The organism is Aeromonas sp. ASNIH4, from assembly GCF_002934425.1.
GTDB classification, from domain to species: Bacteria; Pseudomonadota; Gammaproteobacteria; order Enterobacterales; family Aeromonadaceae; genus Aeromonas; species Aeromonas hydrophila.
This window is the reverse complement of sequence record NZ_CP026217.1, coordinates 1,958,289-1,972,915: the sequence shown is the minus strand read 5'-3', so window position 1 is coordinate 1,972,915 and position 14,627 is coordinate 1,958,289. Positions and strand designations below refer to the sequence as shown.

13 protein-coding genes are annotated in these 14,627 nt (G+C 64.5%); 5 read left to right on the top strand and 8 right to left on the bottom strand.

Going from position 1 to position 14,627, the window contains the following annotated elements; genetic code table 11:
- Positions 1-47: 47 nt before the first annotated feature.
- Complete coding sequence (locus C2U40_RS09020; protein WP_181014765.1) at positions 48-2,486, bottom strand: DNA polymerase II; 2,439 nt, start codon at positions 2,484-2,486, stop codon at positions 48-50.
- Between the two features lie 210 nt (positions 2,487-2,696).
- On the opposite strand from C2U40_RS09020, the gene C2U40_RS09015 reads away from it, so the two are divergent.
- The 3 genes from C2U40_RS09015 to C2U40_RS09005 all read left to right on the top strand — a co-directional run bounded on the left by C2U40_RS09015 (position 2,697) and on the right by C2U40_RS09005 (position 5,162).
- Positions 2,697-3,188 carry a prolyl-tRNA synthetase associated domain-containing protein gene (locus C2U40_RS09015; RefSeq protein ID WP_103827513.1) on the top strand — a complete coding sequence of 164 codons (492 nt, stop codon included), beginning with the start codon at positions 2,697-2,699 and terminating at the stop codon, positions 3,186-3,188.
- A gap of 208 nt (positions 3,189-3,396) precedes the next feature.
- On the top strand, positions 3,397-4,635 hold the full coding sequence (locus tag C2U40_RS09010) for a GGDEF domain-containing protein (protein WP_181014766.1): 1,239 nt from the start codon (positions 3,397-3,399) through the stop codon (positions 4,633-4,635).
- Positions 4,635-5,162, top strand: coding sequence for a GNAT family N-acetyltransferase (locus tag C2U40_RS09005; protein WP_181014767.1), 528 nt, complete (start codon positions 4,635-4,637; stop codon positions 5,160-5,162). Before C2U40_RS09010 ends, C2U40_RS09005 begins: the two co-directional genes overlap by 1 nt.
- A 54-nt stretch (positions 5,163-5,216) precedes the next feature.
- Here C2U40_RS09005 and C2U40_RS09000 read toward each other — a convergent pair whose 3' ends face one another.
- The 4 genes from C2U40_RS09000 to C2U40_RS08985 all read right to left on the bottom strand — a co-directional run bounded on the left by C2U40_RS09000 (position 5,217) and on the right by C2U40_RS08985 (position 9,627).
- Positions 5,217-6,077: a PA4780 family RIO1-like protein kinase gene (locus C2U40_RS09000; RefSeq protein WP_103827516.1), complete on the bottom strand. Its 861-nt coding sequence runs from the start codon at positions 6,075-6,077 to the stop codon at positions 5,217-5,219.
- Positions 6,078-6,218: 141 nt separating this feature from the next.
- Positions 6,219-7,214: an LpxL/LpxP family acyltransferase gene (locus tag C2U40_RS08995; protein WP_043161760.1), complete on the bottom strand. Its 996-nt coding sequence runs from the start codon at positions 7,212-7,214 to the stop codon at positions 6,219-6,221.
- A 172-nt stretch (positions 7,215-7,386) separates the two neighbouring features.
- The gene (gene lpxM / locus C2U40_RS08990; RefSeq protein WP_103827517.1) at positions 7,387-8,376 is read right to left on the bottom strand and encodes a lauroyl-Kdo(2)-lipid IV(A) myristoyltransferase; all 990 of its coding nucleotides are present in this window, start codon (positions 8,374-8,376) and stop codon (positions 7,387-7,389) included.
- A 267-nt stretch (positions 8,377-8,643) separates the two neighbouring features.
- Positions 8,644-9,627: a TDT family transporter gene (locus C2U40_RS08985; protein WP_103827518.1), complete on the bottom strand. Its 984-nt coding sequence runs from the start codon at positions 9,625-9,627 to the stop codon at positions 8,644-8,646.
- A gap of 99 nt (positions 9,628-9,726) precedes the next feature.
- On the opposite strand from C2U40_RS08985, the gene C2U40_RS08980 reads away from it, so the two are divergent.
- Positions 9,727-10,635, top strand: coding sequence for a LysR substrate-binding domain-containing protein (locus C2U40_RS08980; protein WP_041217995.1), 909 nt, complete (start codon positions 9,727-9,729; stop codon positions 10,633-10,635).
- Between the two features lie 104 nt (positions 10,636-10,739).
- On the opposite strand, the gene C2U40_RS08975 is transcribed toward C2U40_RS08980, so the two are convergent.
- From C2U40_RS08975 to C2U40_RS08965, 3 genes are all read right to left on the bottom strand, one after another.
- Positions 10,740-11,729: a Gfo/Idh/MocA family protein gene (locus C2U40_RS08975; protein ID WP_103827519.1), complete on the bottom strand. Its 990-nt coding sequence runs from the start codon at positions 11,727-11,729 to the stop codon at positions 10,740-10,742.
- A gap of 33 nt (positions 11,730-11,762) precedes the next feature.
- Positions 11,763-12,608: a deoxyribonuclease IV gene (nfo, locus tag C2U40_RS08970; RefSeq protein WP_103827520.1), complete on the bottom strand. Its 846-nt coding sequence runs from the start codon at positions 12,606-12,608 to the stop codon at positions 11,763-11,765.
- A 164-nt stretch (positions 12,609-12,772) separates the two neighbouring features.
- Positions 12,773-13,726: a LysR family transcriptional regulator gene (locus C2U40_RS08965; protein WP_103827521.1), complete on the bottom strand. Its 954-nt coding sequence runs from the start codon at positions 13,724-13,726 to the stop codon at positions 12,773-12,775.
- A gap of 126 nt (positions 13,727-13,852) precedes the next feature.
- Here C2U40_RS08965 and C2U40_RS08960 point away from each other — a divergent pair, with 126 nt between their 5' ends.
- A complete protein-coding gene (locus C2U40_RS08960) occupies positions 13,853-14,608 on the top strand; it encodes an SDR family NAD(P)-dependent oxidoreductase (RefSeq protein WP_103827522.1) in 756 nt (251 codons plus the stop codon).
- Positions 14,609-14,627: the final 19 nt, after the last annotated feature.

The window sequence follows — 14,627 nt, the reverse complement described above, 5'->3', positions numbered from 1 at the left end:
GCTCAACCATGCCTGGCAGGCCAACCTCCCCGCCCGCTCCACACCGCTTAAAAGAGATCGAGCTGCTGGCCGCAGATCCGCTCGAACGACTCGCCAATAAAGGGGAGGATCGCATCGGCAATGGGCCTTAACTGCTTGTCGATGTAGTGCTCGTAGTCGATGGCGCTGCGCCGGTATTCCAGCGGCTCGGGGCCATTGAGGGTCATCAGGTAGGCGATGGAGCCCCTGTGCTGGTAGCGCTGAGGCAGGCCGCGGCGCAGGTTCTCTTCATCCGCCAGACGCGCCGCCCGCACATGGGGTGGCACGTTCTTTTGGTACTCCTCGAGTTTCTGGCGCAGCCGCTTGCGATAGACCAAGAGCTCGTCGTGCTGGCCGGCCCGGGTCTCGTCCACCATGGTGCGCACATAGCCGCTGGGATCCTGGTCGTGAAACACCATTTCATAGAGGCGGGTCTGAAACGCCTTGGCAAGGGGCGTCCAGTCGGTGCGCACCGATTCGAGCCCCTTGAACACCAGCTGCTCCTCTTCACCTTCCTGATGGCCTGCCACCAGCCCGGCATAGCGCTTCTTGCTCCCTTTCTCCAGCCCGCGAATGGTGGGCATCAGAAAGCGGCGATAGTGGGTCTCGTACTGGATCTCCAGATAGCTTGGCAAATCGAACTCGCGCTTGATCAGCGCGGCCCAGTTGTCGTTGATCATCTTCGCCAGTCGCCGGCCAATCTCGTCCGCCTGCTCGGGGCTGGCATCCCGCCCCAGGTACACGAAGGTGGAGTCGGTGTCGCCATAGATCACCTCGAAGCCCTCCCCTTCGATCCACTCCCGGGTCTGCTGCATGATGCCGTGACCGCGCAAGGTGATGGAGGAGGCAAGCCGCGGGTCGTAGAAGCGGCAGCCCCCCGAGCCCAGCACCCCGTAGAAGGAGTTCATGATGATCTTGATGGCCTGGGAGAGCGCCTTGTTGCTGGCGGCCTTGGCCCGATCCCGCGCCGCCCACAGAGTAGCGATGAGATCCGGCAGGAAGTGGCGCTCGCGGGAGAACATGGCACCACGAAAGCCAGGAATGGCGTGGTCGGGATGCTGCAGCCCCTCGATGAGCCCCATGGGATCGATGCAGAAGGTGCGGATGATGCTGGGATAGAGGCTCTTGAAATCGAGCACCAGCACGTGGCGATAGAGGCCGGGTTTGGAGTCCATCACATAGCCGCCGGGGCTTGCGAGCCCACCGTCGGCCGGCAAATTGGGGGCCACGTAGCCGCCGCGATGCAGCCGTGGCAGATAGAGGTTGGTAAAGGCGGCCACCGAGCCACCGACCCGGTCCAGCTCAAGGCCGGTGAGGGAGGCGCGCTCGATGGCAAAGGGGATGAGGTGGCAGAAATCGAAGATCTCCCACACCAGCCGGCAATCTTCCAGGTTGTAGCGGGCCAGCGCCTCCTTGTCGGAGTGGAACAGCTCGGTGATCTTCTCGCCCCGGTTGGCCACGTCCTCGATATCCTTGCCGCGGCCGAGCAGCTCGCTTGCCACCGCATCCAGGCTGTAGCTCGGGAACTGCCAGGTGGCGCTTTTCAGGGTGTCGATGCCATCCAGCACCATGCGCCCGGGGATGATGACGCTGCCGCTCTGGGGGTCGTTGCGCGAGGATCGCCAGAAGCAAAGCTCGTGGCCGCGCCCCAGCCGCAACCGCCGCTTGTTGAGCTCGGCGCGGCGCAGCAGCAGGCGAAAGTCGAAGTTGACCACGTTCCAGCCAATCACCAGATCCGGGTCATGCCGCACAAACCAGCGCTCCAGCGCACTCAGCAGGGCGCTCTCGTCCGCCACCCATTCGACCTGGGTACCCCAGCTGTCGGCATCCGCCTCCGGCGTACCGATCATGATGACCCGCGCATCCTGTTCGCTGTAGAGCCCTACCGAGAAGAGCGCCCCGTCCATGGCGCACTCCACGTCCAGCGACACCCAGGAGAGGGTCGGCGTCACCGCCTGCGGTGCGCAGCGCGCCTCGTTGACCTCCCAGTAGCCGTGCTTGCCCCCTTTCTTGAGGGTGCGCCCCTCGAAGCGCACGCCGGCGGTGATGAAACGCTCCATCAGGTAGCGCTCCGGCAGCCGGATATCCGCCTCGAAATGCTCCAGCCCGCGGATGAGCAGCAGCTCGATGGCACGGTGAAAGGCGCTCAAGGTGGCAAAGTAGCAGCCCACCACGGCGCGGCCGTCGAAGGTGTACATCGGCAGGCGGCGAAACCGCCCGCTCACCCCGGCCCCCTTGAACAGCTCGGCGGCTTCTTCCATATGGCTCTGTGGCAGAAAGAAGACCGGCTCCTGCCCCGGCACTACCACCCGCACCGGCCCCTGCTCGCTCCAGAGCCACATCACGATCTCGGTGCGTTCGCCATGTCCGTTGCGGCCGCGCACATCCCGCCCGTGACGGGTCAGAATAAAGCCGTCTCGCGGTGGTGTAGTGGATGGGATGGGCGGGTGATCGGTCATGCAAGTCATCGGATCAACATGGAAATGGGAGTATTGTACGTTCATACAGTGCTTTGCTGCAATCGGCACGCCCAGCCGCCATGGCCACGGCCACGCCAGGCTGCGAGCCGCGCCGCAAAACTGGTAAGCTCGGCCAGACTGGCAGCGACTGCCGGTGGCGGCTTTATTCGCCGCGCCATTCATCCAACACTCACTCTTCACCCGACATCAGGAGGTCATGTGGCGCTTTACTCTCTGCTGGATCAGCTGGCCATTCCCTATCAGCGCATCGATCACGCCCCCGTCTTCACCTGCGAGGAGGCCAGCCGGCTGCTGCCCAAGCTGCCCGCCGCCAAGACCAAGAACCTCTTTTTGCGCGATCCAAAGAGCGAGCGACTGTTTCTGGTGGTGGCCCCTGAAGAGAGCCGGGTCGATCTCAAGGCGCTGGCGAGCACCCTTGGCGTCAAGCGGCTGAGCTTTGGCTCGCCCGAGCGCCTGGAATCCGTGCTTGGCCTCACCCCGGGGGCGGTCACCCTGCTCGCCATGGTGCGCGACAGGGAAAAAGCGGTGGAACTGGTGGTGGATGAAACGATCTGGCAGGCCGAGCGGGTGCAGTGCCACCCGCTGGTCAATACCGCCACCCTGCTTATCCGTCTCGACGACGTGCGCCGCCTGCTGGCCCACCTCGGCCGGGAGGCCACCGTCATGCGGCTGCCGGTCGTGAGCAACTGACCTCAGCGTGAGGGAAGCATAAACGCCCCGGCGTCATGCCCCTCCCCTGATTAATCGAGTCAGCAGCCCTCTTGTGGCGGTTGTTGCCGCGATCGTGCCCGGATCACTTAAACCATTGCTCAGCGGCGCAATTCATGCTGTGATCCGGCCCAGTCACCCGGCCCTGAGGTCGCTGCGCCGTTCCCGGCAGGAAGAGCCCACACCCTTGATGCAGAGTCTGTTTTCCTCGGCCCAGTTGCTGAGCCTGGTGTTGTTCGTCAGCCTGTCGCACATCGGGGTCGCGGCCATTTTCGCCTACCTGTGGCATACCCAGCGACCGCTGCGCTCCCTGCTCTACTGGTCGGCCAGCGAACTGGCCATCGCCGCCGCCTTTGGCTGCCTGCTGCTGCGAACCCTCACGGGGGATAGCTCCCTTGCCAACATCCTGCTCACCAACCTGCTGCTCATCGCCACCCCGCTGCTCTATGAGCGGGGGCTGCGCCACTTCTTTCGGCGCGAGGCCGACCGTTTCGGCTGGCTCTGCCCGCTCCTCGCCCTCGCCGGCTTCCTGCTGTTCGCCGTCACCGCCGCGCAGCTGCCGCCGGATGACATACACAGCCGGATCGTGGTGCTCTCCGGGGCCATCTCGCTGCAGATATGCCTGCTGCTGTGGCAGCTCTGGCGCTATCAGCGGCTGGCGCCCGCCTACCGGGTGTTGCGCTTCGCCATCCTGCTGCTCGCCCTGCAACTGGCCCTGCAGCTGGTCAGGATGGCCAAGCATCAGTGGTGGCCGGAGTCGGCCGCCTCCAGCCTGACCGATCCCCTGCTCGGCCCGGTGATCCTGCTCAGTCTGCTCTTTACCATCGCCCGCAGCTTCATTTTGCTGAGCCTGGTGCACACTCGCCAGCAGCAGGCGCTGCTCGCCACCCAGCGCGAGCTGGAGCGACGCGCCAACCTGGATGCTCTGACCGGGCTGGACAGCCGCCACCATTTCGAGCAGCAGCTGGCGGCGCGCGCCTGTCGCAGTGCCCGCCCCTGGCAGCTGCTGCTGATCGACCTGGACAACTTCAAGCAGATCAACGACCGCCACGGTCACCCCGCCGGCGACGCCATGTTGCGGGCGGTGGGCCGGGTGATCCGAGAGAGCCTGCCACCGGCGGGGCTGGCCGGGCGCCTTGGCGGCGATGAGCTGGCGCTGCTGGTGATGGAGACATCGCAGACGCTGCCGGCCTGCTGCCATACCCTGCAGCAACGGGTCGCAGACGCCACCCGGCTGCTGGCCGGCGGCCCCATCAGCCTCAGCATCGGACTGACCTCGCTGCAGCAGGGCGAGAGCTTCGAGCAGGCCTATCCGCGCGCGGATCGGGCACTCTATGCCGCCAAACAGGCCGGCCGCCAGCGCGCCTGCATCCAGGAGCCGCACCACAGCGAGCCCAGGCCGCTGTGGCCCCTGGCCACCCAGACCTGATGCCCCCCCCCATCGAGTGCCGGGCCGCTCGGCTGACCGACGCCCCCGCCTACCGCCGCTACGTGGCCGAATGTGGCGCCGCCGGGTTGCCGCTCTATCAGGTGGCGCAATTCGACCCGGATCAGTGGCTGCAGGAGTTGCTCGCCCATGCCGATGGGCTGCATCTGCCACCGGGCTACCTACTCACCACCACCTATTTTGCCCTCGAAGGGGAGGAGATCCTCGCCACCTTGCGCCTGCGTCACGGCGACAACTCCGCCACCCGCCAGTGGCTTGGCCACATCGGTTACGAGACCCGTCCCACCCGCCGGGGTGAAGGCGTCGCCCGCACCCTGCTCGGCTGGCTGCAGCGCCATGTGCTGAGCGAGCCCGTGCTCATCAGCTGTGACGAGGCAAATGCCGCCTCGCTCAAGGTCATTGATGCCGTCGGCGGGCAATGGCTGGATCGCCGCTACCATGCCGGCGATCGCTGCTGGCTCCGGTTTTACCGGCTGGCCCCGGCCAAGGGGCCAGCCAGCCGACAATAAAAAAGAGCGCCACAAGGCGCTCTTTTTCACTGACTACGGCCACCCGCAGCAAGATCAGTAGCTGTCTTCCTCTTCGGCCTTCATCCTGGCCTGACGGGCCAGTGCCTCCTCCTGGGCGCTCTCGATCTCGTGCAATACAGAATCGAGATCCACCTGCTCGCGGCTCTCCTCGAACAAGCCGGTCAGTTCGCTGTCGGGGGTCAGCTTGCCATCTTCATACAGGGCCCACATCTCCCGGGCGTAGCGGGTCTTGAGCAGCTCGGGGGCATACATGCCGTAGTAGTTGCGCATGTTGTTGACGTCCCGCTCCAGCATGGCCTTGGCCTGGTTGTTGGCGGCGGCATCCACCACCTGGGGCAGATCGATGATGACCGGGCCCTGTTCATCCACCAGCACGTTGAACTCGGAGAGATCGCCGTGGATGAGGCCGGCGCAGAGCATGCGCACCACGTAACGGATCACCTTGCCATGGTCGATGAGCGCCTGCTCGGCAGAGAGCGCCACGTCGTTGAGGCGGGGGGCGACATTGCCCTCTTCGTCAGTGATGAGCTCCATCAGCAGCACGCCATCGAGGCAGACATAGGGCCTGGGCACCCGCACCCCGGCCGCCGCCAGCTTGAACAGGGCATCGACTTCGGTGTTTTGCCACACCTCTTCATGCTGCTTGCGACCGTATTTGGAGCCTTTCTCCATGGCGCGGGCATCGCGACTGCCGCGCACCTTGCGCCCTTCCTGATAGACCACGGCCTGCTTGAAGCTGCGCTTGGACGCCTCTTTATAGACTTTGGCGCAGCGGATCTCGTCGCCGCAGCGCACCACATAGACGTCGGCCTCTTTGCCGCTCATCAGCCGGCTGATGACGTCATCGACCAGGCCGTCATCAACCAGAGGTTGGATTCGATTTGGAATTTTCATGGCCGCCCTTTTACCCTATTTGCGCATCAGAAGATAGCCCCTCCCGGGCCACTTGCCTATCCCTGTTTCCTGACGGCACCCGGCGTGCCGACAACCGCAATGATCCCGGTGCGATAACCCGCGCCGCCGGGTCGGCCGGCCTCACTCCCCGGGAGGGAGATCGCCACGGATCCGCTTAATGCCCTCTTCGTAGAACCCATCCGATCCTTGCTGGTGCTCCATGGTCTCGAAGATCTTGAGAAACCACATGTACTGCTCGGGATGCTGTCGCAGCTGCTGCTCCACCATGCCGTTCATGGCGCAGACATCGGCCACCAGATCCGCACCGGGATAGGGGTCGAAAGGCGGCTCGATCTCCAGCCGGTAGCAGCCCTCCTCCTCGTCATAACAGGCGAGAATGGGCACCGCCCTGGCGCCGGTCAGTTTCACCAGTTTGGGCAGGGCCGGCAGGGTCGCCTTGGGATGGCCGAAGAAAGGTACGAAGATGCTGGCCTCGCGGCCGTGATCCTGATCCGGCAGGTAGAAGAAGCTGGCGCCGCTGCGGATCGCCTTGATGGCCGGCTTGATGCCGACACTGCGCTCATATACCTTGCCGCCCTTGGCCCGCTCACGGTTGATGTACCAGTCAAACACCTGATCCTTCGGGCTCTTCATCATGGTGCACATGGTCAGCCCCCGAATGGCGAAGTAGCGGCCGATCATGTCCACCGCCCAGGTGTGGGGCACCACCAGGATCACCGGCCGCCCGGCGGCCCGCTCTGCCTCGATATGCTCCCAGCCACGCACCTTGACGCGGCTGGCCAGATGAGCGGCGCTGCGCAGGGTCAGCTCGGCAAAGCCCATGAAGGTCTTGAGACCGACTCGGATCGATTTGAGCAGCAGGGCCTGACGACCAGCCTCGTCCAGCTCGGGAAAACAGATCTTGAGGTTGGTCTCGGCAATGTAGGCCTGCTTCTTAGAAATCCGCAGCAGGGTGGGCGCCAGACGGTTGGCGAGCCGGTCGCGCAGACCATGGGGCACCAGCGCCAGCAGACAGAGCAGACCGAGCGCCAGCCAGCTGCCCCACCAGCGCGGATGCAGCAGACGGGGATGAAATGAGGTGTCAAAAACCGGATCGTGTGAGGACATGGCCGCCATCAAGTCATAGAAAATAAACGGTTATTTTAATTATCCTGACAGATTTTTCCACTTTGGCGGCCACGCCCCCCGGCCACCGGGCTGGCAGGCAAGGAAGCCCTCCCCCCATGACGGGTCACCATCGCCAACAAAAATGGCCCCGCAGGGCCATATGACATAAAGGCGTGCCGCCTCAAGGCAGCGGCTGCAAGCCACTGCGGATGCGCTGGATCCCCGCCTCGTAGCGGCCATCCAGGCCCACCTGATCCTCGCGGGTGTCGAAGATCTTGAGGAACCACATGTACTGACCGGGGTCGCGGCAGAGCTGCTGCTGCACCATGTCGTTCATCCGGCAGGTGTCGGCCATCACGTCCTCGGTGGGATAGTTGTCAAACGGCGCGTCGATCTCCAGCCGGTAACAGTGCTTGGCCTCGTCATAGCAGGCCAGCAGCGGCACCGCTTTGGCACCGCTCACCTGCACCAGCCGTGGCAACGCCGGCAGCGTCGCCTTGGGGTGCCCGAAGAAGGGGGCAAAAATGCTCTTCTCGCGGCCATGATCCTGATCCGGCAGATAGAAGAAGCTGCGACTGCCCTTGATGGTACGGATCACCGCCTTGATGCCGGCACTGCGCTCATAAACCCGGCAACCGTTGCGGGCCCGGGCCCGATTGAGGTGCCAGTCAAAGACCGGATTGCGCGCCCGCTTCATCATGGTGCACATGGGCACCCCGCGCCGGGTGAAGTAGTAACCGGCCGCATCCACCGGCCAGCTGTGAGGCACCACCAGGATCACCGGTCGGCCGGCGGCCTGCTCCGCCTCGATATGTTCCCAGCCGCTGACCTGCATCCGGCTCATCAGATAGGCGGGGCTGCGCACGGAGAACTCGCCAAAGCCGAGCAGACTCTTGAGACCGACCCGGATCGAGGTCATCAGGATGGCGTCGCGTTCGGCCTCGCTCTTTTGCGGAAAACAGAGTGCCAGGTTGGTTCTGGCGATATAGATCTGCTTTTTCGAGATACGGAACACCAGCGGTGCCAGGGCGGCGGCGAGACGGTCGCGCAGACGGACCGGCACGAAGGCCAGCAGCATCAGTACGCCAAGCGCCAGCCAGCTCAGCCAATAGCGTGGATGCAGGAATCTGGCCTCGAAGCGGGTGTCAAACACGGGATCATGGGAAGACATGGATGGGGATCAAACTAAGAAAATGGAGCTGCATTGTATTCGTCCTGACAGGTAATACCAGTGAAATTCATCATTGTCCCCCCAGGCTGGGCGCTGGCGCAAAAAACGGGGCGCCAACGGGCATGAATGGCACCTTTCTCTGCCAGAACCGGTACAAAAAGCGCTTCACCCGGGGGTGAAGCGCTTGGTCATTATCCGGTTGATGGCCCCTGTCTGCTGCAAGGTTGCTCATCAACGCCCCGTATCCCGGCTCTCGCCGTCTTTTTCTTAGCGACGAACCATGCCGTGCGTCATCTCATCGCTGCCGCCGAGTGGCAGGAAGAACATCAGGTAGCGCAGGGCCACATAGCCGACGATCAGGGTGGCGGCGCCCAGTTCGAAGTGGGCCAGCAGCCGGATCTGCTCGACATACTCGGCCGCCTGGGGCCACTGCTCGACCAGGTGGCTCACCTTGAACAGGGCGGTGGCGCCGATCACCAGCGGGAAGGTGAAGGCGGCGTAGCCCGGTGAGAACGGCAGACGCAGCAGCTTGATGAAGGCCAGATAGATGATGCCGGTCATCAGCACCGCAATCCCCAGCAGCACGGCCACCAGCAGCAGGGAGGGTTCCTCGCTCACGGTCAGGTAACCGGCCAGTGACAGGCTGGCGGGGGCCGCCAGGATGGCGATGGTCGGTTTGGCGGCATCCGGCACTTCATGGCTGAAGATAAGGCGATAGAGCATCAGCGGCAGCATCAGGCCATAGCAGAGCATGCCGAACCAGAGCAGGCCGTTGGCCAGCCCCGCAAACTGGCCGCCCGGGAAGGCGACGTCAGCAACGATGATCCCCACCGGCGGCACGAACCAGCTCGGCACCATGTGGTGGATTTCAAACTGTTTGGCCCGATGCCAGACGAAAGTGGCCAGGAACGCCAGGTGCAGCAGCACGGCAAACAGCCAGAGCCCCTCGCCCAGACCGGCGTCGAGCATGCCGACCGCCTTGGAAACCACCATGGTGCCCATGGCATAGGTGGGCACCACGCTGCCGACCACGGGGTGAGCCAGATCCTGCCACAGCAGGCGCGGGTGCAGCAGAAACTTGAAGGTCAGGATCACCAGCAGCACGGCGGCAATGGCTGCCCCCAGCAACTGCAGACGGCCATCGAAGTGACCGGCATTTTCCCAGCACCAACCGAGACTGGCGATCCCGAGTGCCAGCCCTGCCATGGGAGTCGGGGCTTTGCCTAAGGATTGACGGGTTCTTGCGATCATGTCTGAAACCTCTGATGAGAGACGATGGGCATAGGATAATGGCCCCGTATCGTTTACGATATCTAAATGAATTAAATCAATCGTTCAGGATATCCAAACATGAAGCTGACCCTGCAACAACTCAAGGTCTTTGCCACCATCGCCCGTTACGGCAATCTGGGGCTGGCCGCCAATGAACTGTGCCTGAGCAAGGGCGCCGTCTCCCAGTCGTTGCAGGAGCTGGAGCGCCAGCTCGCCACCCCGTTGTTCGATCGCATTCACCCCAGATTGCAGCTCAACAACGAGGGGCGCCTGCTGCAACCGGCGGCCGAGGAGCTGCTGACCCGGATGCAGGACATCGAAACCCTGTTCAGCCCGGATGCCGAACCGAGCGGCCAGCTGCGTCTGGGCGCCAGCCAGACCATCGGCAACTACCTGCTGCCGGCCCTGCTCGCCACCAGCAAGCAGGAGCTGGGACAGCCACCCCGGGTCACCATCACCAATACCCACCAGCTCTGCCACCTGCTGGCCAACTTCGAGCTGGATCTGGCGCTGATCGAGGGGGAGAACCATCACCCGGATCTGGTCAGCGAGCCCTGGCTCCACGACGAGATGCTGATCGTGGCCCAGCCCGCGCACCCCCTCGCCGGCCGCAGCCGTCTCTCCCTCGCCCAGCTGAGCGATGAGACCTGGGTGCTGCGCGAGCCCCAGTCCGGCAGCCGCGAGCAGTTCGAGCAGCAGATCCAGCCCGAGCTGCCCCGCTGGCAGGCCGGGCTCGAGCTCAACACCCTGGAGGCGGTGATGCTGGCGGTCGAGAAGGGGCTCGGCATCTCCTTCATCTCCCACCTGGCGGTGTCGGATCGGTTGCAGGCCGGCCGTCTGGTGGCCCTGCCCCTGACCCGTCGCTTCCCCCGTCAGCTCTCCCTCATCTGGCACCGGCAGAAGTATCACTCCGCCACCCTGCGCCGCTTTCTGCAATTTTGCCGCGCCCAGGAGGATGTGTTGCACAGCGATGCCAGCAGCACCTGAGCCAATGGGATGATCTGCCCGGCATTGCCCTTGCCGCCGGGGTATCGGCCGCAATATAAGAGGGAGAGCCCAGGCTCTCCCTCTTTGTCATTCAGCCTTGTGACTCAGCGTTTCGCGGGCTGCAATCCCCGCTCGACCCAGCCCAGCACTTGTCTGCTCAGCGCCTGCGGCACCCAGGGCGAGTCGCTCAATCCTTGTCTGACGCAGGCGGCAAAGTGATCCGCCTCGTGCTGCATGCCGCCGCCCCCGACCGGCTGCGCGATGTCGTGCGGCCAGGCTGGCAGGGGGTCGCCACCACGCCACGCTATCTGCTGGGGATTCCACCACTTGCCCACCAGCTCCAGCGCCCAGCCGGGCCCGGACAGCCAGGCCGACTTGTCGAGATCTGCGACGATGGAGGCAGCAAGTTCGGCCTTGAGCGGGCCGGCAAAATCAAAGCGGGCGGCTTCGTCCACCTCGCCCGCCTGGCGAGACAGCGTGACCTCGGGCTCACCCGCCGCCAGCCCGAGCTGGTGACACAGGGCGGCATAGAGCCAGAGCGGGTAGACCCCCACATCCCAGGCGGCGCCGCCGGCCAGCGCCGGGTTGAACAGCTTGCCGTCCCATGCCTGCACCGAGCCAAAGGCGGCCCGCAGCCTGTCGGGGGCCGGCAGGGCCGCAAGCCGCCCCAGCAATTCACGCATGGCGGGGAAGCACATCACCTTCATCGCCTCCATCAGCAGCAGGCCTCGCTCGGCGGCGAGCCGCACCAGCCGATCCCAGTCCGCCACCCGGGTCACCGCCGGTTTTTCCACCAGCACGTGCTTGCCCGCCAGCAGCATGAGTTCGATCAGGGCGGCGTGCTCCGGGTGGATCACCGCCACATAAACCGCCTCCACCTGGGGGCTGGCCGCCAGCGCCTGATAGCTACCATGGGCGTGGGGCAGCCCCTGCTCGTCGGCAAAGGCCTGCGCCCGCGCTTGATCACGGGCGGCGATCGCCACCACCCGGCTGCCACTGGCATGCCCGTTCACATCCTGACAAAAACGGCGAGCAATGGCCCCCGCCCCGGCAATCCCCCAGCGCAGCGGCTGGTCGCTTGATCTATCTTGCATCCCTGTTTCCTTATGCTGTCTGCCAGTCAGTCATCATGCCTTCGCCAGGCTGCGCAACCAGCGGATCTCGTCGCCCCAGATGGACTCGTCGATGGTCTCCAGGATCAGCGGAATGCCGTCGAAGCGATGGTCATTCATGATGTGATGGAACACAGCCTCCCCCAGGTTCCCCTCGCGCAGGCTGTGGTGGCGATCGACCCGGCTGCCGAAAGTGCACTTGGCGCCGTTGATATGCATCCCCTTGAGGTAGTCGAACCCCACAATACGGTCGAAGTCGGCAAACACCGCCTCGCACCCCTCGGGGGTACGCAGATCATAACCGGCGGCAAAGGCGTGGCAGGTGTCAAAGCAGATGCCGACCCGGTTCTTGTCCTCCACTCCGTCGATGATGGTGGCCAGATGCTCGAACGACCAGCCGAGGTTGGTGCCCTGACCGGCGGTATTTTCGATCACCGCCGTCACCCCCTGGCTGCGCTCCAGCGCCCAGTTGATGGATTCGCTCACCAGCTTGAGGCTGGCCGCCTCCGGGATCTGCTTCAGGTGGCTGCCCGGATGAAAATTGAGGTAGCAGAGCCCCAACTGTTCGCAGCGCTTCATTTCGTCCAGAAAGGCGTCTCGGGACTTGGCGAGGCCATCGGGATCCGGGTGGCCCAGATTGATGAGGTAGCTGTCGTGGGGCAGGATCTGCTCGGGGCGAAAGCCCCCCTTCTCGCAGGCCAGCTTGAAGGCGCGGATGCTGGTCTCGGAGAGCGGCGCCGCCTGCCACTGGCGCTGGTTCTTGGTAAACAGGGCGAAGGCATTGGCGCCGATGGCCTGGGCGCGGGCGATGGTATTCTCCACCCCGCCGGCCGCACTGACGTGGGCTCCGATAAATTTCATCTCATCTCCTCTGCACTGTTGCTGGGTCTGGCCACACAGCAAAGGGGCGGCCAACATGGGGCGCCATTATGCCCAAGCCCACCCCTTGCGCCAAACCGGGATTGTCGATGGCAACCATAGAGAGGCCCGCAGTGCCGGCCGCCGATGAGAGTAACGTCAACGAGTCAATCGGCCGCGTCGCTCCCGCTGCTTGGCTGCCCGCCATCGCACAGTTTGTCAGGCTCCTGCGCCGACGCCTGAATGCCGCTCAACCACAGGATGAACGCCTGCACCCGGGGAGCCAGCTGACGGCGATGGGCATAGAGGGCGTGAATAGGCAGCGGCGGCGCCTGCCACTTTGGCAGGATGGCCACCAGCTCGCCACTGGCCAGCAGTGGCTCCACCCCGACTCGCGGCAGCTGGATGATACCAAGCCCGGCCAGCGCCGCCGCCAGATAGGATTCGCTGTCGTTCACCGTGAGCGCCCCGCTCATCGCCAGCACGGCGCGAGAGCCATCCGCCTGCAGGTACTCGAAACCGCTCTCCCTAGGTCCGCTGCCGCCACCGTAGTGCACCAGCCGATGGTCGCTCAGCTCGCTCAGGCTGCGCGGTGTTCCATGGCGGGCCAGGTAGCCAGCGCTGGCACAGTTGATCTGGCGGTAGTGGCCGAGGGGGCGCGCCACCAGGCTGGAGGGCTCGAGTGCCCCGACCCGGATCACGCAGTCAAAACCCTCTCGCACCAGATCGACCCGCCGGTCCGTGCTGCTCAGCAGCAGTTGCAGGTCGGGGTGGGCCGCAAGCCAGGCGGGCAGCGCCGGGATCACCAGATGGCGGGCCATCCGGCTCGGCATGTCCACCCGCAGCTGGCCGCTCAGCTGCCCCTGCTGGCGAAACAGCGCGTTGAACTCCTCCATGTCCGCCAGCAGATCCTGGCAGCGGGCGTAACAGAGCTTGCCATCCGGGGTCAGCTGCACCCGCCGGGTGGTGCGTTGCAGCAAGCGGGTGCCCATCTGCTCCTCCAGCCGCCGAATGGTCGCCGAGAGCGTCGCCTTGGGGACTCCTAGCTGTTCGGCACTGCGGGTAAAGCTCTCCAGCTCCGCCACCCGTACAAACATCCTCATCGCATCCAGTTGATCCATGCCGCCATTGTCTCGCCAATTGGAACAGTGCATTCATTATCACCTTATTTATCCAATCAACAACGGACAATAAAGTGATCACACCGGCTCATCCCGAGCGCATTACCCACAGACAGGAGTCCCCACATGGCCCACCCCATCGCACTCATCACCGGCGCCAGCCGCGGCCTTGGCAAACAGGCGGCGCTGACCCTCGCCGCTCGCGGCGTCGACCTCATCATCACCTATCGCAGTCAGGCCGATGAAGCGGCGGCCGTGGTGGCCCAGGCGACCGCACTCGGCGTCAAGGCCCACGCCTTGCCCCTCGATGTGTCCGACAGCAGCAGCTTTGCCACCTTCGCCCGCCAGGTAAAGGAGCAGCTGGGCGCATGGCAGCGCCAGCAGATCGATTTTCTGGTCAACAACGCCGGTATCGGCATTCACGCCACCCTAGAGCAGACCACCGAACAGCAGTTCGATACCCTGTTCAACATTCACCTGAAGGGGGTCTTCTTTCTGACGCAACAATTGCTGCCGCTGATCCGCGATGGCGGGCGCATCCTCAACCTGTCGAGCGGGCTCACCCGCTTTGCACTGCCCGGTTATGCCGCCTATGCGGCCATGAAGGGGGGTGTCGAAGTGCTGACCCGCTATCTGGCCAAGGAGCTGGGGCCGCGCGGCATCGCCGTCAACGTGGTGGCGCCGGGGGCCATCGAAACCGACTTTGGCGGGGGTGTGGTGCGGGACAATCAGGCCGTCAACGACTTCATCGCCAGTCAGACCGCCTTGGGACGGGTGGGCCAGCCGGAAGACATCGGCGGCGTGATTGCCGCCCTGCTCTCCCCTGACAGCCGCTGGATCAATGCCCAGCGCATCGAGGCCTCGGGCGGCATGTTCCTCTAGACCTGCCTGCGCAGAGGAT

What these genes read in the sequence shown, in the direction of transcription:
- C2U40_RS08985 (WP_103827518.1), bottom strand. Translation starts at nt 9,627, where the DNA reads ATGATCGCAAGAACCCGTCAATCCTTAGGCAAAGCCCCGACTCCCATG.
- C2U40_RS09005 (WP_181014767.1), top strand. Translation starts at nt 4,635, where the DNA reads ATGCCCCCCCCCATCGAGTGCCGGGCCGCTCGGCTGACCGACGCCCCC.
- C2U40_RS08965 (WP_103827521.1), bottom strand. Translation starts at nt 13,726, where the DNA reads ATGGATCAACTGGATGCGATGAGGATGTTTGTACGGGTGGCGGAGCTG.
- C2U40_RS09000 (WP_103827516.1), bottom strand. Translation starts at nt 6,077, where the DNA reads ATGAAAATTCCAAATCGAATCCAACCTCTGGTTGATGACGGCCTGGTC.
- C2U40_RS09010 (WP_181014766.1), top strand. Translation starts at nt 3,397, where the DNA reads ATGCAGAGTCTGTTTTCCTCGGCCCAGTTGCTGAGCCTGGTGTTGTTC.
- lpxM (WP_103827517.1), bottom strand. Translation starts at nt 8,376, where the DNA reads ATGTCTTCCCATGATCCCGTGTTTGACACCCGCTTCGAGGCCAGATTC.
- C2U40_RS09020 (WP_181014765.1), bottom strand. Translation starts at nt 2,486, where the DNA reads ATGACTTGCATGACCGATCACCCGCCCATCCCATCCACTACACCACCG.
- C2U40_RS08995 (WP_043161760.1), bottom strand. Translation starts at nt 7,214, where the DNA reads ATGGCGGCCATGTCCTCACACGATCCGGTTTTTGACACCTCATTTCAT.
- C2U40_RS08975 (WP_103827519.1), bottom strand. Translation starts at nt 11,729, where the DNA reads ATGCAAGATAGATCAAGCGACCAGCCGCTGCGCTGGGGGATTGCCGGG.
- nfo (WP_103827520.1), bottom strand. Translation starts at nt 12,608, where the DNA reads ATGAAATTTATCGGAGCCCACGTCAGTGCGGCCGGCGGGGTGGAGAAT.
- C2U40_RS08960 (WP_103827522.1), top strand. Translation starts at nt 13,853, where the DNA reads ATGGCCCACCCCATCGCACTCATCACCGGCGCCAGCCGCGGCCTTGGC.
- C2U40_RS08980 (WP_041217995.1), top strand. Translation starts at nt 9,727, where the DNA reads ATGAAGCTGACCCTGCAACAACTCAAGGTCTTTGCCACCATCGCCCGT.